17 protein-coding genes are annotated in these 18,422 nt (G+C 66.6%); 10 read left to right on the top strand and 7 right to left on the bottom strand.

Annotation, left to right across the window (positions count from 1 at the left end):
* A partial coding sequence (locus AC5RTT_RS11360) for a hypothetical protein (RefSeq protein WP_494145271.1) occupies positions 1 to 198 on the bottom strand: 198 nt, incomplete at its 3' end.
* A 200-nt stretch (positions 199 to 398) separates the two neighbouring features.
* On the opposite strand from AC5RTT_RS11360, the gene AC5RTT_RS11355 reads away from it, so the two are divergent.
* From AC5RTT_RS11355 to AC5RTT_RS11340, 4 genes are all read left to right on the top strand, one after another.
* Positions 399 to 2,468, top strand: a complete 2,070-nt coding sequence (locus AC5RTT_RS11355; protein WP_494145270.1) for a LuxR C-terminal-related transcriptional regulator — start codon at positions 399 to 401, stop codon at positions 2,466 to 2,468.
* 164 nt (positions 2,469 to 2,632) lie between these two features.
* A complete protein-coding gene (locus AC5RTT_RS11350) occupies positions 2,633 to 3,793 on the top strand; it encodes an IniB N-terminal domain-containing protein (RefSeq protein WP_494145269.1) in 1,161 nt (386 codons plus the stop codon).
* 118 nt (positions 3,794 to 3,911) lie between these two features.
* Entirely contained in the window at positions 3,912 to 5,798 is a 1,887-nt protein-coding gene (locus AC5RTT_RS11345) for a dynamin family protein (protein WP_494145268.1), read from the top strand.
* Complete coding sequence (locus tag AC5RTT_RS11340; RefSeq protein WP_494145267.1) at positions 5,795 to 7,294, top strand: dynamin family protein; 1,500 nt, start codon at positions 5,795 to 5,797, stop codon at positions 7,292 to 7,294. The genes AC5RTT_RS11345 and AC5RTT_RS11340 overlap by 4 nt, the downstream gene beginning before the upstream one ends.
* A gap of 11 nt (positions 7,295 to 7,305) precedes the next feature.
* Here the strand turns inward: AC5RTT_RS11340 and AC5RTT_RS11335 are convergent, their stop codons facing one another.
* On the bottom strand, positions 7,306 to 7,971 hold the full coding sequence (locus AC5RTT_RS11335; protein ID WP_494145266.1) for a hypothetical protein: 666 nt from the start codon (positions 7,969 to 7,971) through the stop codon (positions 7,306 to 7,308).
* A 5-nt stretch (positions 7,972 to 7,976) separates the two neighbouring features.
* On the bottom strand, positions 7,977 to 8,366 hold the full coding sequence (locus AC5RTT_RS11330; RefSeq protein WP_494145265.1) for a PLD nuclease N-terminal domain-containing protein: 390 nt from the start codon (positions 8,364 to 8,366) through the stop codon (positions 7,977 to 7,979).
* A gap of 62 nt (positions 8,367 to 8,428) precedes the next feature.
* Here AC5RTT_RS11330 and AC5RTT_RS11325 point away from each other — a divergent pair, with 62 nt between their 5' ends.
* Positions 8,429 to 8,743, top strand: a complete 315-nt coding sequence (locus AC5RTT_RS11325) for a DUF4229 domain-containing protein (protein WP_494145264.1) — start codon at positions 8,429 to 8,431, stop codon at positions 8,741 to 8,743.
* Positions 8,744 to 8,746: 3 nt separating this feature from the next.
* Here AC5RTT_RS11325 and AC5RTT_RS11320 read toward each other — a convergent pair whose 3' ends face one another.
* From AC5RTT_RS11320 to AC5RTT_RS11305, 4 genes are all read right to left on the bottom strand, one after another.
* Positions 8,747 to 9,628: a 1,4-dihydroxy-2-naphthoate polyprenyltransferase gene (locus AC5RTT_RS11320; RefSeq protein WP_494145263.1), complete on the bottom strand. Its 882-nt coding sequence runs from the start codon at positions 9,626 to 9,628 to the stop codon at positions 8,747 to 8,749.
* Between the two features lie 75 nt (positions 9,629 to 9,703).
* Positions 9,704 to 10,861, bottom strand: coding sequence for an AMP-binding protein (locus AC5RTT_RS11315; protein ID WP_494145262.1), 1,158 nt, complete (start codon positions 10,859 to 10,861; stop codon positions 9,704 to 9,706).
* Positions 10,862 to 10,874: 13 nt separating this feature from the next.
* Positions 10,875 to 11,828, bottom strand: a complete 954-nt coding sequence (locus AC5RTT_RS11310; protein ID WP_494051647.1) for a 1,4-dihydroxy-2-naphthoyl-CoA synthase — start codon at positions 11,826 to 11,828, stop codon at positions 10,875 to 10,877.
* 91 nt (positions 11,829 to 11,919) lie between these two features.
* Positions 11,920 to 12,684, bottom strand: coding sequence for a CPBP family intramembrane glutamic endopeptidase (locus tag AC5RTT_RS11305; protein ID WP_494145261.1), 765 nt, complete (start codon positions 12,682 to 12,684; stop codon positions 11,920 to 11,922).
* 71 nt (positions 12,685 to 12,755) lie between these two features.
* On the opposite strand from AC5RTT_RS11305, the gene AC5RTT_RS11300 reads away from it, so the two are divergent.
* The 5 genes from AC5RTT_RS11300 (at position 12,756) to AC5RTT_RS11280 (ending at position 18,404) form a co-directional block, all read left to right on the top strand.
* The gene (locus AC5RTT_RS11300; RefSeq protein WP_494145260.1) at positions 12,756 to 13,730 is read left to right on the top strand and encodes a metal ABC transporter substrate-binding protein; all 975 of its coding nucleotides are present in this window, start codon (positions 12,756 to 12,758) and stop codon (positions 13,728 to 13,730) included.
* Positions 13,727 to 14,503, top strand: coding sequence for a metal ABC transporter ATP-binding protein (locus AC5RTT_RS11295; protein WP_494124524.1), 777 nt, complete (start codon positions 13,727 to 13,729; stop codon positions 14,501 to 14,503). The genes AC5RTT_RS11300 and AC5RTT_RS11295 overlap by 4 nt, the downstream gene beginning before the upstream one ends.
* Positions 14,503 to 15,369, top strand: coding sequence for a metal ABC transporter permease (locus AC5RTT_RS11290; protein WP_494145259.1), 867 nt, complete (start codon positions 14,503 to 14,505; stop codon positions 15,367 to 15,369). The genes AC5RTT_RS11295 and AC5RTT_RS11290 overlap by 1 nt, the downstream gene beginning before the upstream one ends.
* 383 nt (positions 15,370 to 15,752) lie before the next feature.
* The gene (locus tag AC5RTT_RS11285) at positions 15,753 to 17,213 is read left to right on the top strand and encodes an amino acid permease (protein ID WP_494145258.1); all 1,461 of its coding nucleotides are present in this window, start codon (positions 15,753 to 15,755) and stop codon (positions 17,211 to 17,213) included.
* A 120-nt stretch (positions 17,214 to 17,333) separates the two neighbouring features.
* Entirely contained in the window at positions 17,334 to 18,404 is a 1,071-nt protein-coding gene (locus tag AC5RTT_RS11280; RefSeq protein WP_494145257.1) for a DNA polymerase IV, read from the top strand.
* Positions 18,405 to 18,422 lie beyond the last annotated feature (18 nt).

The following is an 18,422-nucleotide window of genomic DNA, read 5'->3' as shown; positions in this document are numbered from 1 at the left end:
CACGGGTTCCGAGGCCGGCGCTAGTGCCGCCGCCGCAGGCACGGGCTCCGGAACCGGAAGCACGACGCCGGGCGGCACCACCGAGCCCACCGGCACGCCGACGGGGTCCGGGACCACCGAGCCGGCGGCGCCGGGCACAACAGTGCCGGCCGCGCCGGCCACCAGTAACCCGGTGCCGTCCGATTCAGGAGCATCCACGCCCCCGCCGGTAACGGAAGAACCAGAGCCTGCGGTGACGGTTAAACCCACGCATGCGACTGAGGAACCGTCCACGCCCGCAACTGAAGAGCCGCCTCCAGTGACGCAGGAGCCGGCACCGGTTACGGATGAACCGGTACAGACCACAACAGAAGCGCCGGCAGTGGAAACTGCCGCTCCGACGGAACCGGGGGCTTAGCATGTTGGGCGATCACAGCGGAGTTGAGGAACCGGCCTACCTTTCTGCGGAGCCGAACCACCAGGGACAGCCCGCCCCCGCCGCGGAACATATGGCCAGGCAGCTCAAGGGCGAGAACGCGGCCGTACGGGAGCTGCTGCTGGCGTTGTCCGTTGGCTTTACTCTTCCGGGACCGCTGCCGGCCGGCCTGCAGCGCAGGATCGACGGCGGCGAGGTGGACAGCCTGGATGTCCTGGTGCAACGCGCAGAGTCCGCAGGCCTGCTGACCACCGATGGCACGGTTGTGGGACCGGCACAGCATGCGTTGCTGACCGTTGCTCCCACCGCGAAAGTCCATGCGCTCCAGCGCGAACTGGTGTCCGCCTACGCCGCTGCCGGCCAGCCGCTGGGTGATGTTGCACGGGAATTGGCCCGTGGCGGCCTTGCCGATCCACGGGTGGCCCTGGAGCTGGAGCACGCCGCCAACAAGGCCTTGAACCACGATCCAGGGCTGGCCTACCAGCTGTACGGTGAAGCACTGCTGGCCGGTGCCGATGAGATTGCCACCGCCGCGCGGCGTGCCCAGGCCGCGGCGGGCGACGGTGACCTGGACACCGCCACGCGCATTATCGACACTCTCCTGGTTGAGGAGGACCCGCCGGACGTGCGCCGCGGTGCCGATGTCGCCGCCGCCGTCTGGGCCCAGCGCGGGATGCTGGCACGCGGCGCCGACATTTACAGCTGGCTGGGGGCCTCGCGGGTGGGGCAATCGGCGCCCCTCGCCGCTATCGCCCTGCTTGGCTGCGGCAACCGTGCCGGCGCCGAGGCGTTGTTCCGCGCGGATGCGCCGCCGGCCTCGCCCACGCTCCTGGCCACCACGCTCGCCCAAACCGGCAAGGGCCTCCTGGAGTCCCTTGCGGCTGATCCGCACCAGGGCCTTCCCCTCCTGATCCACGCCTCGGACATGCTCAATGCCGCGGGCACGGCGCTTCCCATGCCGGAGACACCCGCCGCGCTGGCCGCACTGGTGGCCATGCACAGCGGGGAGCCGCATTTGGCCGAAACCGTCTGCCGTTCCGCGGCTGCGGCGGGCCAGGGCGGCAACGGGGCCAAGCCCCGGCTCTTCCTGTTGCAGGCCTGGTCGGAGATGATGCAGGACAAACTCGAGGATGCCCGGCTCGCCATCAACGAGGCCTCCAAAACGAACCACTGGCCGCTGGTGCCGCGGGACGAATTCCTGTGCTCGGCACTTGAGGTTGGCCTCGCACGCCGCAACGGCGACGTTCCCGAACTACTCAAGGCCTGGGAACGGGCCCGCGAGGCGATGCTGCACACCGCCGTGGATCTTTACAGCCTCCTGCCGTGGGGCGAACTGATGATCGCTGCAGCCCGGCTCCGGGAAACCCGCCGGGTTGTGCACTATTTCGACGAGGCGAACCGGCTGCTCGGCCGCCTCGGTGATCCGCCTCTGTGGGCGGTACCGTTCCACTGGGCGGCAGTCCAGGCAGCCATGCTCAGCGAGAGCCCGTCGGACCTCGCACCCCATGCCGCAGCCCTTGCCCGCGCGGCGAACCACAGCCATCTCGCGGCGGTGCTCGCCACCGCCGGCAAGGCATGGGTTTCCGTCCTGGCCAACAGGTTCAGTCCCGCCGAGGTTGAAGCGGCAGCACGAAGCCTGGGCAGGGTGGGAATGCCCTGGGAGGGTGCCCGGCTGGCTGGCCACGCTGCCGCGAAGGCGGACGATCGCAAAGAGATGGTGCGTCTGTTGTCCTGTGCCCGCGACCTCCATCCGCAGGGCAGCTCCGCGGGCGGGGGAAGCTCCGGCTCGGTCGAATCCGGTACCGCCCCTGCGGAGACGGGCAACGGCATGCATCCCGACGGGACGGGGCTTAGCGAGCGGGAAAAGGAAGTGGCCCGGCTGGTGCTTGAGGGCAAGACCTACCGGGAGATCGGCGAAGCCATCTACATCTCGCCACGAACTGCCGAACACCACATTGCCCGCATGCGCCGGCGCCTGGGAGCGGAGAACCGGTCGGACCTGCTGGCCCGGCTGCGCGTTGCCCTGAACTCGGAGAATCCTCCTCTCGAGTGAACCCCTAATGCCCCTAACAGGGGGTGCGGCAGTTCCCCAGCAGTGGGACTGCTGGAAGGGGGAATCGGCCCGATGCCCGGTTCTGCACCCGGACCATACGTTTGATCCAAGCCCGGCAAGGAAGCTTGGCGGAATTCGACTCAGAGAAACCAGGGGACCATCAAATGACACTCGCTAACGACCTCGTACAGTTCCTGATGCACCTCTTCGGCGACCGCCAGGCCGCTCAGGACTTCCTGGATGATCCGGAGAAGGTCCTGGAAGACCATGGCCTGGGCCACGTTTGCTCGGCGGATGTTGACGCCGCAATGCCGGTTGTCCTGGACTACGCACCCATCACGGTCCACTCCCGGTTCGACCGCGACTACAACACCGGTGGCAACACCTCCTGGATTCGGGGTAACGACGGCGGCAACCACGGCGGTGGCGGCAACCATGGCGGCGGTGGCGGACACGGCGGTGGCGGCCACCACGGCGGCGGACATGGTGGCGGTGGCCACCACGGTGGCGACGACCACGCCCATGCTGTCCAGCAGCTGCACCACGTGGTGAACAACTACTCGTACACCTCAACGGTTGATGACCGCGACAACATCGTTGACCAGTCGGTCAACCAGAACATCTGGGCCGACGGCGACGTCAAGCAGTGGTTCGACAACGATTCCGTGATCGCCTCCGGCGACCGTGCCGTTGCTGCCGGCGATGACGCCTACGTGAAGGATTCCTACAACACGGACAACTCTACGGACAACTCCACGGACAACTCCGTTTGGGCCGGCCGTGACGCTAACATCGGCAACACGACCACCACCATTGACGACTCCTTCAACACCGACGTGGACGTGGACGCCGACATCGACGACTCGTTCAACGACAACTCGGACAACTCCGACAACTCCATTGAGGACTCGTTCAACGACAACTCGGACCATTCCGACAACTCCACGGACAACTCGGTTGACGTTGACATTGACGATTCCTTCAACGACGAGAGCGTCGAGATCGACGAGTCCTTCAACGAGGACAAGTCCACAAACACCGACATCGACGTTGACTTCGAGGATTCCTTCAACGACAACTCGACCACGGAGACCAACACCACCGTGGTCGACATCGAGGATTCGTTCCAGGACAACTCCACCGATGTTGACGTCGACGTCGAGGACTCGTTCCAGGACAACTCGCACACCACCGTCCTTGAGGACAACATCATTGTCGCCGACAACGAACTCAGCTACTCGGAGGAGACCACCAACACCACCGAGATCGACACGGACATTAAGGTCGAAGACGTGAATGTGGCAGGGGACGACGTAACGCTCTAGGAGGCAACGCTGTAGCAGATACACCAGAAGCGGCCCGGCAGGTGAACCCAGAACACCTGCCGGGCTCTTCCCAACCCATCCCACATTCCAGATCGGGGCTCGAGGAAAAGGACACGCTGTGGCAGAAGCAGGACCGGCAAAACCCCCTACCCCGGCGACGGCGGCGCAGCTCATCAAACTGGTGGAGCACGGCCTTCGACTGGTCGGCACCGGTGACCGGGCGGACCTTCGGAAGCGCTTGGACCAGACCCTGGGCAGGCTCAAGGACCCCAGCATCCGCGTCATCGTGGTGGGCGAGTTCAAGCAGGGAAAGAGCAAACTTATCAATGCCCTGGTCAACGCCCCCGCGTGTCCCGTGGATGATGATATTGCCACGTCGGTGCCCACCGTGGTCCGCTACGGCGACCCTGCATCGGCGTCCATCCTGGTTCCCAAAGCTGACAAGGACGGCGCCGACGAGGCCAGTGTGGAACGGCAGCCCATCCCGCTTGCCGACCTCCCGGCGTATGTTTCCGAGCATGGCAACCCGGGAAACAGTAAGAAGCTCGTGGCCGCGGAGGTCTGCCTGCCCCGGAAGATCCTGACCGGCGGGCTTACCGTCATTGACTCCCCGGGCGTGGGCGGGATGGGCTCTTCCCACACCCTGACCACCCTGACCGCGCTGCCCACCGCTGATGCCATGCTGCTGGTGTCCGATGCTTCACAGGAGTACACCGAACCTGAACTGCGTTTCCTCCGCCAGGCAATGCGGATCACCCCCAGCGTTGTGGGTGTCCTGTCCAAGACGGATCTTTATCCGGACTGGCGCCGGGTGGAAGAGATGGATCGTGCCCACCTGGGCAGGGTGGCTCCGGATATTCCATTGTTCCCCGTGTCCTCAGACCTGCGGCTGGAGGCTGCGCGCCTGCAGGACGGCGAGTTGAACGGCGAATCCGGCTTTCCGGTCCTGATTACGCACCTTCGGAATGAGATCGTCGGAAAGGCCCAGCGCCTGCAGCGCCGTTCCGTCAGCCAAGACCTGCTCTCCGTTACCGAAAACCTTCGGCTTTCACTGCAGTCAGAGCTTGAAGCACTCGAAAATCCCGAGGGCACGCCCGGGATGATCGCTGAACTGGAACTGGCCAGGACGGAGGCGGACGAACTCCGCAAACGCTCGGCGCGGTGGCAGATCACCCTCAACGACGGGATCAGCGACCTCATTGCGGACATGGAATACGACCTAAGGGACCGCCTGCGCCGCATCCAGCGGGAAGCTGAGACTGCCATCGACCAGGGGGACCCCGGACCAACCTGGAACGAGTTTTCCAAGTGGCTGGAGGAATGCGCCGCTGCCGCCATCTCGGACACCTTTGTGTGGACCAGCGAGCGGGCGCAGTGGCTGGCGGCCCAGGTTGCCGAGCACTTCGCCGCCGAGGAAGTGTCACTGCCGGTCATGCGAGTGTCCGATTCCGGTGACGCGCTGGATCCCGTGGACGCGATGCCGGACATGGACGACGGCCGCATCAACCCGATGCAAAAAGTGCTGATCGGCATGCGCGGCTCCTATGGCGGAGTGCTGATGTTCGGCCTTTTGACCGGCATCTTCGGCATGGCCCTGATCAATCCGCTCTCCGTTGGTGCCGGCCTGCTGCTGGGCCGCAAAGCGTACCGGGAGGACAAGGAGGCGCGGCTCAAGCGACGGCAGGGCGAAGCGAAGGCGCTGGTCAGGCGGCAAATCGACGACGTGACGTTCCAGGTGGGCAAGCAGCTCAAGGACCGGCTTCGGCTGGTCCAGCGGTCCATCCGCGACCATTTCACCGAGATCGCGGAAGAACACCACCGCTCCTTGACCGATTCCGTGAGCGCAGCGCAGAAGGCTGCCACCACCTATGCACTGGAGAAGGACGTCCGGATCAAGGACATCAGGGCCGAGCTCAAGAAAGTCGATGCCCTCCACCGGGCGGCAGAGGCGGTAGCTGCCGAGGTGGCCGGCGCACAGAAGCTCACGTCTGTGGGCGCGGGATGACCGGTTCAACCATTGACGGTGCCGCCGGCCTGGTCCAGGAGGCCCTGAAAGTCTACGGCGATGACCCGGTGGCGGCCGGGGCGCTGCGCAATTACGCCCGCAGGCTGGCCGAGCCCCTGCGGATAGCCATCGCCGGGATGGTGAAGGCGGGCAAGTCCACTCTGCTGAATGCCATTATCGGCGAGGAAATCGCGCCCACGGACACGGGCGAGTGCACCAGGATCGTCACGTGGTACCGGTACGGGCACACCCCCCGCATCACCCTCCACCCCCGGGACGGGGAACCCCGCATCCTGCCGGTCAAGCGGGTGGACGGCCGCCTGGTGTTCGTCCTGGGTGCAGTGCAGGCGGAGGACGTGGAGCGGCTGGACGTGGAGTGGCCGTCGCCCACGCTGCGGACCATGACCCTGATCGATACGCCGGGCATCGCCTCCCTTTCCGAGGACGTGTCTGCCCGGTCCACGAGCTTCCTGACGCCCGGGGACACGCCGTCGGAAGCGGACGCGATCATTTACCTGATGCGCCACATGCACGCTTCCGACCTCCGGTTCCTCGAATCCTTCCGGGACACCGAGGCAGGCCGCTCCGGCACCGTCAATGCGCTCGCGGTCCTGTCCCGCGCGGACGAGGTAGGCGCAGGGCGCATCGATTCGCTGCTCTCGGCCGGGGAAATCGCCGAGCGGTACCGGCGGGACCACAACCTGCGGAAGCTGGCCCTGGGCGTGGTCCCCGTGGCCGGCCTTCTTGCCCAGAGCGCCCGCACCATGCGCCAGCAGGACTTTGCCGCCCTGCAGCTGTTGGCAGGCCTGGAGCGTGCCGACCGCGAAAAGATGTTGCTCTCTGCCGACCGGTTCGTCCGGTCCGCCGGACCGGACGGCCTGACGGCGGAGGCCCGGGTTTCCCTGTTGTCCAGATATGGGTTGTTCGGTATCCGGCTGGCCGTCGTCCTGCTCCGGAACGGGTTCGACGAACCCACGCCGCTGGCTCACGAACTCGCCCGCCGCAGCGGCCTGGATCCGCTGCTGGAGCTGCTCCACCGCCAGTTCCAGGCGCGCGCCGAGGCATTGAAGGCCCGGACCGCCCTGGTGGGGGTGGAATCCCTGCTGCGCACCTCCCCCCGCCCGGATACCGGGCAGCTGGCCGCCGCGCTGGAACGGTTGCAGGCCAATGCCCACGAGTTCCGGGAACTGCGGCTGCTTGCCACGCTGCGGACTTCAGGCGTGCCCCTCCGCCCGGAACTGGCAGCGGAGGCAGAAGGCCTGATCGGGGGCTGGGGCGCTGCGCCGCACGTCCGGCTGGGGTTGGGCGAGGACGCAAGCCCTGACGACGTGGCGGACGAGGCCCGCCGGTTCCTGCTCCGGTGGCGCTCGGTGGCCGAGAACCCGCTGACTGACCGCGCCGCGCTGGACGCCTGCAGGGTTGTTATCCGCAGTTGTGAGGGAGTGCTGGCGGAAGCATCCACCCGGCAGCGCCAGCCGCTTCGGCACTCCGCCTGAACGGCCGGCGGTCAGCCGGCGGGCTGGCTCGTCTTGAGCCAGGCGTTCGCTGAGGGCAGGAAGAACAACACCAGCCCGGCCAGGGCCAGGAGCAGTTCGGCGCCCCAGAGCAGCAGGACGTAGCTGGCGTCGTCACCCTCGGGGACGAGGAATGCGATGGCCACGATCATCACCAGCGCGTGGCCGGCGAGCAGCGGGATGAGGGCCCACCTGGCCCAGCCCTGCCGGCCCAGCACCACGCCCAGCATCGCTGCCTCAAGGAGGATCGCCAGCAGCAAGGCTCCTCCGCTTCCCCAAAAAACGATCCCGGTGGCAGTGGTCACTGCCTCTGCGTCACCGCCCGGCGCCATCTGCTCCACCACTCCGCGCAGCCGTTCCAGGTGCCCGTCGCGGGTGAGGAAGGAGCCCACCAGGACGGCCAGGCCCGCCAGGAAGCTGGCTAGCCACAGGGTGCGGCCATGGCTGATGGGGCCCGGGGCGGGCGGGATGACGGCGATGGGGGCAGGTGCGGAATAGGACAGCCCCGGCCGCGGCGGCGGGGCGTGCTGGGTGGGAGGCGGTGCCGGGGGCTGGCCGGCGGACGAATCGGATGGTGCAGTGGCTTGCCCCTCTGCCGGATAGTCGGTCCCGGATGTATTGGTCCGTAGACGTTCTTCTCCGTCAGGTTGGTGAGCCATAGGTCCTACTTCCGTCCGTCGGTATCGCGTTCGTCGGTTTCGTGTTTGTCCTTGCCGCCGTCGTCCTTCGCCTTGGCATCCAGTTCGTCCTTGAGCTTCTTCAGGCGGGCAGCTTCGGCCTCGTTGCGGCGGCGGAGTTCAAGGTTGCGGAGGAAATCGGGGTCGTCGTCCGGAGCGGTGGGGTGGCGGTAGTTCTGCTGCTGCGGGGCAGACCCGCGCGGCCGCCCGATGAGCAGCCAGAGGATGGCGCCCAGGACGGGAAGGACGATCATCACCACGATCCACGCGGGTTTGGAAATTCCACGCGTGAGCCGGCCGTCCGTGCGGATCACGTCCACGAGGCCATACACGAAGATGACGAGGACTGCCACGGCCAAAGCCACACGGAGGAGCATGCCATCAAGTCTATCGCCCGCAGGGCCGCGGGAGCCCGGGCAGGAGACGGCTAAACTTGAATGTGGCCTTTTTGAAATATTCCCTGATCCGACTTGCCCTCTTCGCACCGCTGTTCGTGCTGTTCACGCTCCTGCAGCTGGGCGCCCTGATGTCCGTGATCTGTGCCGCCCTGATCGCCTTCGCCATCAGCTACCTCTTCTTCCAAAAGCAGCGGGACGAGGCTGCCGCAGCCCTGCACCGGCGGTTCTCCGGCAAGGCCAAGCCGCTCCGTTCGGCCAATGAGGTCCAGGACGCCAACGCAGAGGACGCGCTCCTGGACGCTAACCCGGACATCGCCATCAGCAATGACGCGAAGGACCACAAGCCGCGCAGCTAGGGCCTAGAACCCGTGGCTGAGCACCAGGCCCAGTGAGAACAGCAGGCTGTACCCGAGGTTGATGAGGCCGGTCTGCTTCAGCACCGGGATAAGGCTCTTGCGCTTGCGGCCGTTGATCATCAGCCAGGACGGCATCAGGCAGGCCGGTATCAGCAGTAGCACAATCAGCATCCACGGCCGTCCCGGAGCCAGGATGACCACCAGCAGGATGGCCACGGCCAGCATCAGCACGTAGCTTTCCCGGGCATGCTTGTCGCCCAGCCGCACGGCCAGGGTCTTCTTGCCCACCTGCATGTCCGTGGGGATGTCCCGCACGTTGTTGGCCATCAGCAGGGCGGTGGCAATGAGCCCGGTGCCGATGGCGCCGATGATTGCTGGCAGGTTGATCTGCCCTGCCTGGGTGTAGGTGGTGCCGAGCGTGGCCACCAGGCCGAAGAACACGAACACGAAGACGTCGCCCAGGCCCATGTAGCCGTAGGGGTTCTTGCCGCCCGTGTAGCCCCAGGCAGCCATGACACAGCCCAGGCCCACCAGGATCAGCCACCAGCTCTGGGTAATGACCACCAGCACCAGCCCGAACACCATCGCCGCAGCAAAGGTGCCGAACGCGGCACGCTTCACGTGCTCCGGCTTGGCCACGCCGGAGCCGACCAGGCGCAGCGGGCCCACCCGGTCATCGTCCGTCCCGCGGATGCCGTCGGAGTAGTCGTTGGCGAAGTTCACGCCCACCTGCAGCAGCAGGGCCACCAGCGCAGCGAGGATGGCGTTGAACAGGAGGAACGAATCCATCTCGTAGGCGGCGGCGGAGCCGATGAGTACCGGCGCTATCGCGGCGGGCAGGGTTCGCAGTCGCGCGCCTTGGATCCATTGTGCGGCTGTGGCCACGTTTAGTACCTCGTATTGAATCGGGAGTCCGGCGGGGCGGAAAGCACGCACCCGCCGCTTTGGTGCAGGTCCACTCTACTTTCCCTGGTGCAGGGCGCTGAGTTCGGCGGTCATGGCAACCCGGTCGGGTTTGCCGTTGGGCAGCATCAGCAGGGCGGAGGCGGCCAGCACGGTTTTGGGCGCCAGCACCCCCAGCCTGCGGCGCCATTCCTGTTCAAGCGCGACGGCGTGTGCGCCCGGTGCGGCGGGTTCGTCCGCGAGGGCAACATACGCGGCCACGGCCTGGCCCCACTCCGCGGAGGGGACGCCGGCCACGAACGCGGCCGTGACGCCGTCGGACTTTTCCAGTTCCTCCTGCACGTGCAGAGCGGAGACTTTCACGCCGCCGGTGATGATCACGTCGTCCATCCTGCCCAGCACGGTGAGCCGGCCGTCGTCGTCAATGCTGCCGAGGTCGTTGGTGCGGTACCAGCGCACGCCGTCCTCCTCGAAGAAGGTGCCGGACTCCTGGTCCGGCGCCTCCAGGTAGCCGGCGGCGATGGTGTCGCCGCCCAGCAGGATGCGGCCGTCCCCGTCCACCCGGACCGAGACGCCTTCGAGGGGGTAGCCGTTGTAGATGCAGCCGCCGGAGGATTCGGCGGACCCGTAGGTGGTGACAACGCGTACGCCGGCGTCCCGGGCAGCGTCCAGCAGGGACTCAGGCGCCGGGCCCCCGCCCAGGAGGACGGCGTTGAACCGGCGGAGCACCGCCAGGGTTTCAGGTGACGGGTCATCAAGGAGCCGCTGCAGCTGGGTGGGGACCAGCGAGGTAAAGCGGATCTTGTCCGTCAGCTCCAGTGCCGCGGCTGTGAATGCCTCCGGCGTGAACCCGCCGGACATGTCCATCACCCACGGGCGCGTGCCGGCGAACAGCGAACGCACCAGCACCTGGATGCCTGCCACGTACTGCACCGGGAGGGCCAGCAGCCACTGCCCTTCACCCTTCAGCGCCAGCGCCGTGGCCATGGAGGACGCGGCGAGCGATTCCACGGTGAGGACCGTCGCCTTGGGCGTTCCGGTGGATCCGGAGGTGCGGACCACGGCCACCGCATCGTCGCAACCGGGCGTTTCAACGTGGCCCACCACCAGGGAGCCGTCCCCGGCGATGGAAAGTTCGACGGCGGGGCCCTCGCCATGGAGGGCGGCTGCAAGGGCCTTCAGGGCCGGTTCGATGTTGAGGGGACCGCTGCTCATTGCCGCGCCTGCCTTAGAAGTAGTGCGGGAAGGAGGACCAGTCGGGGTCGCGTTTTTGCAGGAAGGCTTCCTTGCCCTCCACCGCCTCGTCCGTCATGTATGCCAGCCGGGTGGCTTCACCGGCGAACACCTGCTGGCCGGCCAGGCCGTCGTCGGCAAGGTTGAAGGCGAACTTCAGCATCCGGATGGCCTGCGGCGACTGGCGGGCGATGTCAGCCGCGTACTCCAGGGCCACCTCCTCGAGGCGTTCATGGTCCACGGCCTCGTTCACGGCGCCCATCCGGACCATGTCCTCAGCGGAATATTCGCGGGCCAGGAAGAAGATCTCCCGGGCGGCCTTCTGCCCGATCTGGCGGGCCAGGAGCGCCGAGCCGTAACCGGCGTCGAAGCTTCCCACGGTGGCATCGGTCTGCTTGAACTTGCCGTGCTGGCGGGACGCGATGGTCAGATCCGCCACCACGTGCAGCGAGTGTCCGCCGCCTGCCGCCCAGCCGTTGACGACGGCGATGACCACCTTGGGCATGGTCCGCATCAGCCGCTGGACTTCCAGGATGTGGAGCCGGCCGGCCCTGGCGGGGTCGATGGTTTCGTGGGTCTCGCCGTCGGCGTATTTATAGCCGTCCCGGCCGCGGATCCGCTGGTCACCGCCGGAGCAGAACGAGTGGCCGCCGTCCTTTGGGGAGGGGCCATTGCCGGTAAGCAGGACGGTGGCCACGTCCGGCGTCATCCGCGCGTGGTCCATGGCGCGGTACAGCTCATCCACGGTGCCCGGCCGGAATGCGTTGCGGACTTCGGGCCGGTTGAAGGCGATCCGGACCGTCGGCAGGTCGCGTACCCAGCCGCCGTCGGAATCCCGCTCCACCTGGCGGTGGTAGGTCATGTCCTGGAAGTCTTCAAAGCCGGACACCACGCGCCAGCGGGTGGGATCGAAGACGTCGGACACCGGGGCGGGGATCTGGTTGCTCACCGTCCAAGTGTAGTAATCAGGCCCAGTTGATGCAGAACCCGGTTGCCCACCAGGGTGCCAGAAGCGCGGTCCTGACGGTCCGTACCGGCGCCTAGGCCGGAACGCCCTGCTGGAGCTGTTCGTACAGCGCCGGGGGGATGGCGTAGAGAAAGACGACGGCCAGCAGGTTCTTGGCGGCATGGACGAAATAGGAAAACATCAGGTTTTTCCCGGTCCAGACGTAGACGAACACCAAGGTGGCGCCCATGGCCAGGTATGGGAGCAGCACCGCCAGTGTGATGGTCCCCTGACTCATCATGTGCATGACCGCGAACAGGGACACGGACAGCGCGCAGCAGATCCAGATGTTGACACGGCGGCTGAGCTTGCCGATCAGCAGGTGGCGGAAGATGTACTCCTCGACAAAGGGCCCTACCAGCACCAACAGTGGAACCATGAGCCAGGCAGGAACCTGCTGGATCAGCGACTGCACACCCGCTTGGTTTGCTGACGTCTGTACTTCGCCACCAACAGTCACTACCAGCGCAGTGAAGACCGTCATGGCGACCACTGCCGCTGGAATCATTAGCAGGGTGAACCATGGCCGGGTGGCAAGGACCCGGAGGTCCCTGCTTGCAACCCGGCGGGCAGCCACAACCGCTACGATCCCCACCGAACCAAACCACAACAGGTTTGCCGCGTAGGAGACGGCCGCCGGGGAGGGGGCAACTTGGCTCAGGAAGGGGGCCAGAAGGCCACCCCCGAATGCAAAGAATCCGGCGATCGCCACGAAAAGTCCTACTGCGGTGAAGTCCAGGGGAGTAAACCGGTACAACTGCGGCTGCGGAGCAGGTGGGATGCGGTGGGCGGTTGCCATGGTTTCAGCCTATCCCGGGGAAGGGCAGGGTGCGTTGCCCGCGGAAACCTGCTTCGCGTAAAATGTTCGGTATGCCTAAATTTACGTTTCGGTGCGCCAAAGTAGCCGCCCGGACCAGTGCAGCGCAGCGGCTGCGCCTCCGCGCCGCGGCCGTTGCCGCCGTCGTGCTTTCCCTCCTGCTCACGGCCTGCGGAGGCGGGGCCGCGGGCAACGGCGACGACGGCAAGAAGGTGGTCCTGACCACCTTTACTGTGCTGGCGGACGTCGCCCGGAACGTTGCGGGGGACAAGCTAACGGTGGAGTCCATCACCAAGGCGGGCGCCGAGATCCACGGCTACGAGCCGACGCCTGGGGACATCCGGAAAGCGTCCAAAGCCGACCTTATCCTGGACAACGGGCTGAACCTGGAAGCGTGGTTCGCCCAGTTCGTGGAGGGGCTGGACGTGCCGCACGCCGTGGTCAGTGAGGGCGTGGAACCCATGAACATCAGCGAGGACGCCTACCAGGGCAAGCCGAACCCGCACGCCTGGATGTCGCCGCTGAACGTACAAACCTACGTGGACAACATGGTGAAGGCCTTCTCGGAGCTGGACCCGGACAACGCCGAGGCCTTCAAAACCAACGGGGACGCCTACAAGGCTGAGCTCCAGGCCGTGCAGGACCAGATGACCACCCGCCTGGCCGGAGTGCCGGAGGCGCAGCGCGCCCTGGTCACCTGCGAGGGCGCATTCTCCTACCTGGCCCGCGATGCCGGGCTGAAAGAGCTCTACATCTGGGCCGTGAACGCCGAGCAGCAGGCCACCCCGCAGCAGATCACCCGGGCCATCGAGTACGTCAAGGCCAACAACGTTCCCGCAGTGTTCTGCGAGTCAACCGTCTCGGACGCCCCCATGCAGCAGGTGGTGGGTGCCACCGGCGCCAAGTTCGGCGGCACCCTCTACGTGGACTCGCTCTCCGAAGCGGACGGCCCCGTGCCCACCTACCTGGACCTCATCAGGCACGACGCCGACGTCATCACCAAAGCCCTCACCGGGGCCGGGTCATGAGCACCCCCGCCATCCTCGTTGACAACGTCACCGTCCACTACGGCGAGGTCCTGGCGCTGGATGCCGCCTCCCTGACCCTGGATCCCGCCCGGATCTGCGGTCTGGTGGGCATGAACGGCTCCGGCAAGTCCACGCTGTTCAAAGTGATCATGGGCATGATCAAGCCCGACGCCGGCACGGTCCGGATCAACGGGAAGTCACCCGGCCGGGCCCGCAGGGAAGGCGGGATCGGATATGTGCCGCAGAGCGAGGAGGTGGACTGGCAGTTCCCGCTGTCCGTCCGTGACGTGGTGATGATGGGCCGCTACGGGCACCAGGGCTTCACCCGCCGCGCGTCCAAAGCCGACCGCGCCGCCGTCGACGAGGCACTGGACCGGGTGGAACTGGGCGGCTACGCCGGGCGCCAGATCGGCCAGCTGTCCGGCGGCCAAAAGAAACGCGCGTTCGTGGCGCGGGGGATCGCGCAGGGGGCCACCACCATGCTCCTGGACGAACCTTTTGCCGGCGTGGACAAGCGCTCCGAGGCCACCATCACCCGGCTGCTCCGCGAGCTCGCCTCCGACGGCTGCACCATCCTGGTGTCCACCCACGACCTGCACGCCCTGCCCCAACTGTGCGATGAGGCCGTGCTGCTGATGCACCGGGTGCTCATGCACGGGCCGCCGGAGCAGGTGCTGCAGCCGGAGAACCTGGCGATGGCCTTCGGCCTGGACGTGCTGAACCGCGATCTGCCGGACCAGGACATGCATGCCCGGAAGGAGCGGACCGCCTGATGGAACTGCTCCTCGAACCCCTGTCCTACGACTTCATGGTCCGGGCCATCATCACCACCGCGCTCGCCGCCGTCGTCTGTGCCGTGCTCAGCTGCTGGCTGGTCCTGATCGGATGGTCCCTCATGGGCGACGCCGTCTCGCACGCGGTGCTTCCCGGCGTCGTGCTTGCCTACATCGTGGGCGCCCCGTTTGCGCTGGGTGCGCTGGTGTTCGCGCTGGTGGCGGTCACCCTGATCGGGGTGGTCCGCAACACCAGCCGGGTGAAGGAAGACGCCGCAATCGGGATCGTGTTCTCCTCGCTGTTCGCGCTGGGCCTGGTACTGATCTCCGTCACGCCCAGCCAGACCGACCTCAACCACATCATCTTCGGCAACCTCCTCGGCGTCAGCGTCCCGGACCTGATCCAGGTGCTGGTGCTCGGCGTGGTGGCCTTCGTCATCCTCATCCTCAAGCGCCGGGACCTCACCCTCTACGCCTTCGACCCCACCCATGCGCATGCCATCGGGCTTTCGCCCCGCCGGCTCGGCGCGCTCCTGCTCGGGCTGCTCGCCCTGACGTCCGTGGTGGCGCTGCAGACCGTGGGCGTGGTGCTGGTGGTGGCCATGCTCATCATCCCCGGGGCCACCGCCTACCTGTTGACGGACCGGTTCTCCAGGATGCTGGTCATTGCGCCCACCATCTCCGCGCTCTGCTCCGTGGCGGGCATCTACATCAGCTACTACCTGGACACCGCGTCCGGGGCCATGGTGGTGCTGACCCAGGGCGTGGTGTTCGGCGCCGTCTACCTCTTCAGCCCGCGGCAGGGCCTGATCGGGACGCGGCTGGCAAAGGCCCGGCGACGCAAGGCGGCCGCACTGGCGGCGTGATTCCCGCGTCCGTTTCGACGGCACCGGGTGGCGTGTGATGGTCACAATCGGGCGCTCCGGCAGTGGTTCGACCGGTGCCACCGTGCTACCCCCGCCGTTTCGACGGTTCCGTGCGCGCCGTCTCGGCTGTCTGCCCGGGCCCGGGTGCAGAGCTTCCGGGTGGGCCTGGACCGGCAGCAGAATCTGCTCCCGGAGAGGGGGCCGCTGTAGCCCACGTCACGCAGCGCCCCTGGTGTCTTGTAGGATGGACAGGCCGCGCGAAGCTTCGGCATTACAAGAGTTTTGGCTTATAAACGGTGGCTGCAGGTGCAGAACGCCGAATTTGTGAGCTAGATTACTTCGTATTCCGGATGCGGCCAACCCCCAACCCACAAGGAACAGTTGTGCCTCAAAGTACCCCCACAGATCTCCAGAACAGCACGGCACCATCCACCGCCGTCGATCCCTCCCTCAGCGCCGAGGGCTACAGCAAGACGCTGGGCAGGCGCCACGTCACCATGATCGCCATGGGCGGCGCCATCGGCGTCGGCCTGTTCATGGGCGCAGGTGGCCGCCTCGCCTCCACCGGCCCGGCCCTGATCTTCTCGTACGCCATTGCCGGCGTCATCGCCTACCTGCTGATGCGGGCCCTGGGTGAGCTCATCATGTACCGCCAGACCTCAGGCTCGTTCGTCAGCTATGCCGGCGAGATGTTCGGCAAGAAGGGCGCGTTCCTGTCCGGCTGGATGTATTTCATCAACTGGGGCATGACCGGCATCGCCGAGCTCATCGCCATCGGCCTGTACTTCCAGTTCTTCTTCCCCAACGTCCCAGTGGAGGCCTCCGCCATTGCGGCACTGGCGCTCCTGGTGGCAGTGAACCTGCTCAGCGTCAAGGCGTTCGGCGAATTCGAGTTCTGGGCCTCCTGCCTCAAGGTGGGCGCCATCCTCATCTTCCTGGTGGTCGGTACCTTCATGGTGGTCACCAACGCCCAGGTGGGCGACGGCAACGCCTCCGTGGCAAACCTCTTCGCTGCCGAAGGCGGAATGTTCCCCAAGGGCGCACTGGTAATGGTCCTGGTCCTCAACGCCGTGATCTTCGCCTACAACGGCATTGAGCTCGTGGGCATCACCGCCGGCGAGATGCAGAACCCGGAACGCGAAGTGCCCAAGGCAATCCGCGCCGTCGTATTCCGCATCGTGGTGTTCTACGTCGGTTCCGTTACCCTGCTGGCAATGCTGCTGCCCTCCGACCAGTACGTGGCCGGCACCTCGCCGTTCGTCACCGTCTTCGGCCAGATGGGCCTGGCCTGGGTAGGTGACGTGATGAACATGATCGTCATCACCGCAGCCCTTTCCTCCTGCAACTCCGGCCTGTACTCGATCGGCCGCGTCTTCCGCACCATGGCCAACAATGGCCACGCCCCGCAGTGGCTCACCCGGATGTCAAAGCGGCACGTCCCGTACGCAGCCATCCTGGCCATCGCGGCGTTCTACCTGGTGGGCATCCTGTTGAACATCTGGCTGGGCGGCTCGCACGCGTTCGACCTGGCCCTGAACACCGCCTCGATCGGCGTGATCTTCACCTGGGGCGCCATCTTCGCCAGCCAGATCGTGCTCCGCCACCGCAAGGGCGTAACCTCCAGCCTGCCGATGCCCGGATCGCCGTGGACAAGCTGGGCCGGCCTGCTCGGCCTGCTGGCCATCACCGTGCTGATCGGCTTCGACACCATGACCAGCAAGACCGGAGAGGTGTTCTACCTGGGCCTGTGGACCCTGGCCACCATCCCGTTCTTCGCGGTGCTCCTCTGGCTCGGCTGGCAGAAGGTCAAGAACAACGAGCCCAAGAACGCGCTCTACAGCTAAACATTCCTTAGCAACAAACGACGGCGGGACGCCCCTGGGGGGCGGGCCCGCCGTCGGCGTTTTCCGGCTGGGTGCGGGAAATGGTGGTGCGGAGCGCCGGGCGGGGGCAGACTGTGGCTTGTGGGAGAACCCTGGGTGCTGCATGTTGACCTCGACCAGTTCATCGCCGCCGTGGAGGTGCTCCGCCGGCCGGAGCTGGCGGGCAAGCCGTTGATTGTGGGCGGCCGAGGTGATCCCACTGAGCGGGCGGTGGTGTCCACGGCGTCCTACGAGGCAAGGGCGTACGGCGTGGGCTCCGGAATGCCGCTGCGCATTGCCGCCCGGAAAGTACCCGACGCCGTCATCCTGCCCGTGGACCAGGACGCCTACCTTGAAGCGTCCGGGAAAGTCATGGCGGTGCTGCGTGCCCAGCCGGACGCCACTGTCCAGGTGCTGGGGTGGGATGAAGCGTTTGTGGGCGTGCGGACGGAGGACCCGGACAACTACGCCCGGCAGCTGCAGCAGCAGGTCCTGGCCGAGACCCGGCTGCACTGCAGCGTGGGCATCGGTGACACGCTGGTCCGCGCCAAGGTGGCCACGGCTTTTGGCAAGCCCGCCGGGATCTTCCGTCTCACCGAGGGCAACTGGCTTGACGTCATGGGCGGCCGGCCCACCATCGACTTATGGGGTGTGGGAACCAAGGTCTCGCGCCGCCTGGCCAAGCTCGGGATCGAAACGGTCGCCCAGCTGGCGGCATCCAACCCTGATGACCTGGTCCCCGAGTTCGGCCCGAAGATGGGACCCTGGTACGCCCAGCTGGGCCGCGGCGACGGCGCCCGGGAAGTCGACGACACGCCCTGGGTGGCACGGGGGCACAGCCGGGAAACCACCTTCCAGCAGGACCTGACCGGGCCCGCGCAGGTTGATGCCGCCGTCCGTGAACTGGCCCGCCACGTCCTCGAGGACGTGGCGGGCGAGGGGCGGCCGGTGGTCGGTCTGACCCTGAAGGTCCGCTACGCCCCGTTCATCACCAAAACTTATGCCCGGAAGATCCCGGAGACATCCGATCCCGCGGAAGTGCTGGGCAGAGCGCTGGACCTGGTGGCGAAGATCGAGCCGGACCGCCCCATCCGGCTGCTGGGGCTGCGGGCTGAGATGACCATGCCCGGGGACTCCCGGCAGGGGCACACCCCCACCCGCAGCGGCTGGTGACAGGCAACCTCCGGGAAA

The sequence above is a fragment of the Arthrobacter sp. Y3221157 genome (genome assembly GCF_059089865.1).
Note: the sequence above shows the minus strand (reverse complement) of the source record. Positions and strands in the feature narration are given on the sequence as shown.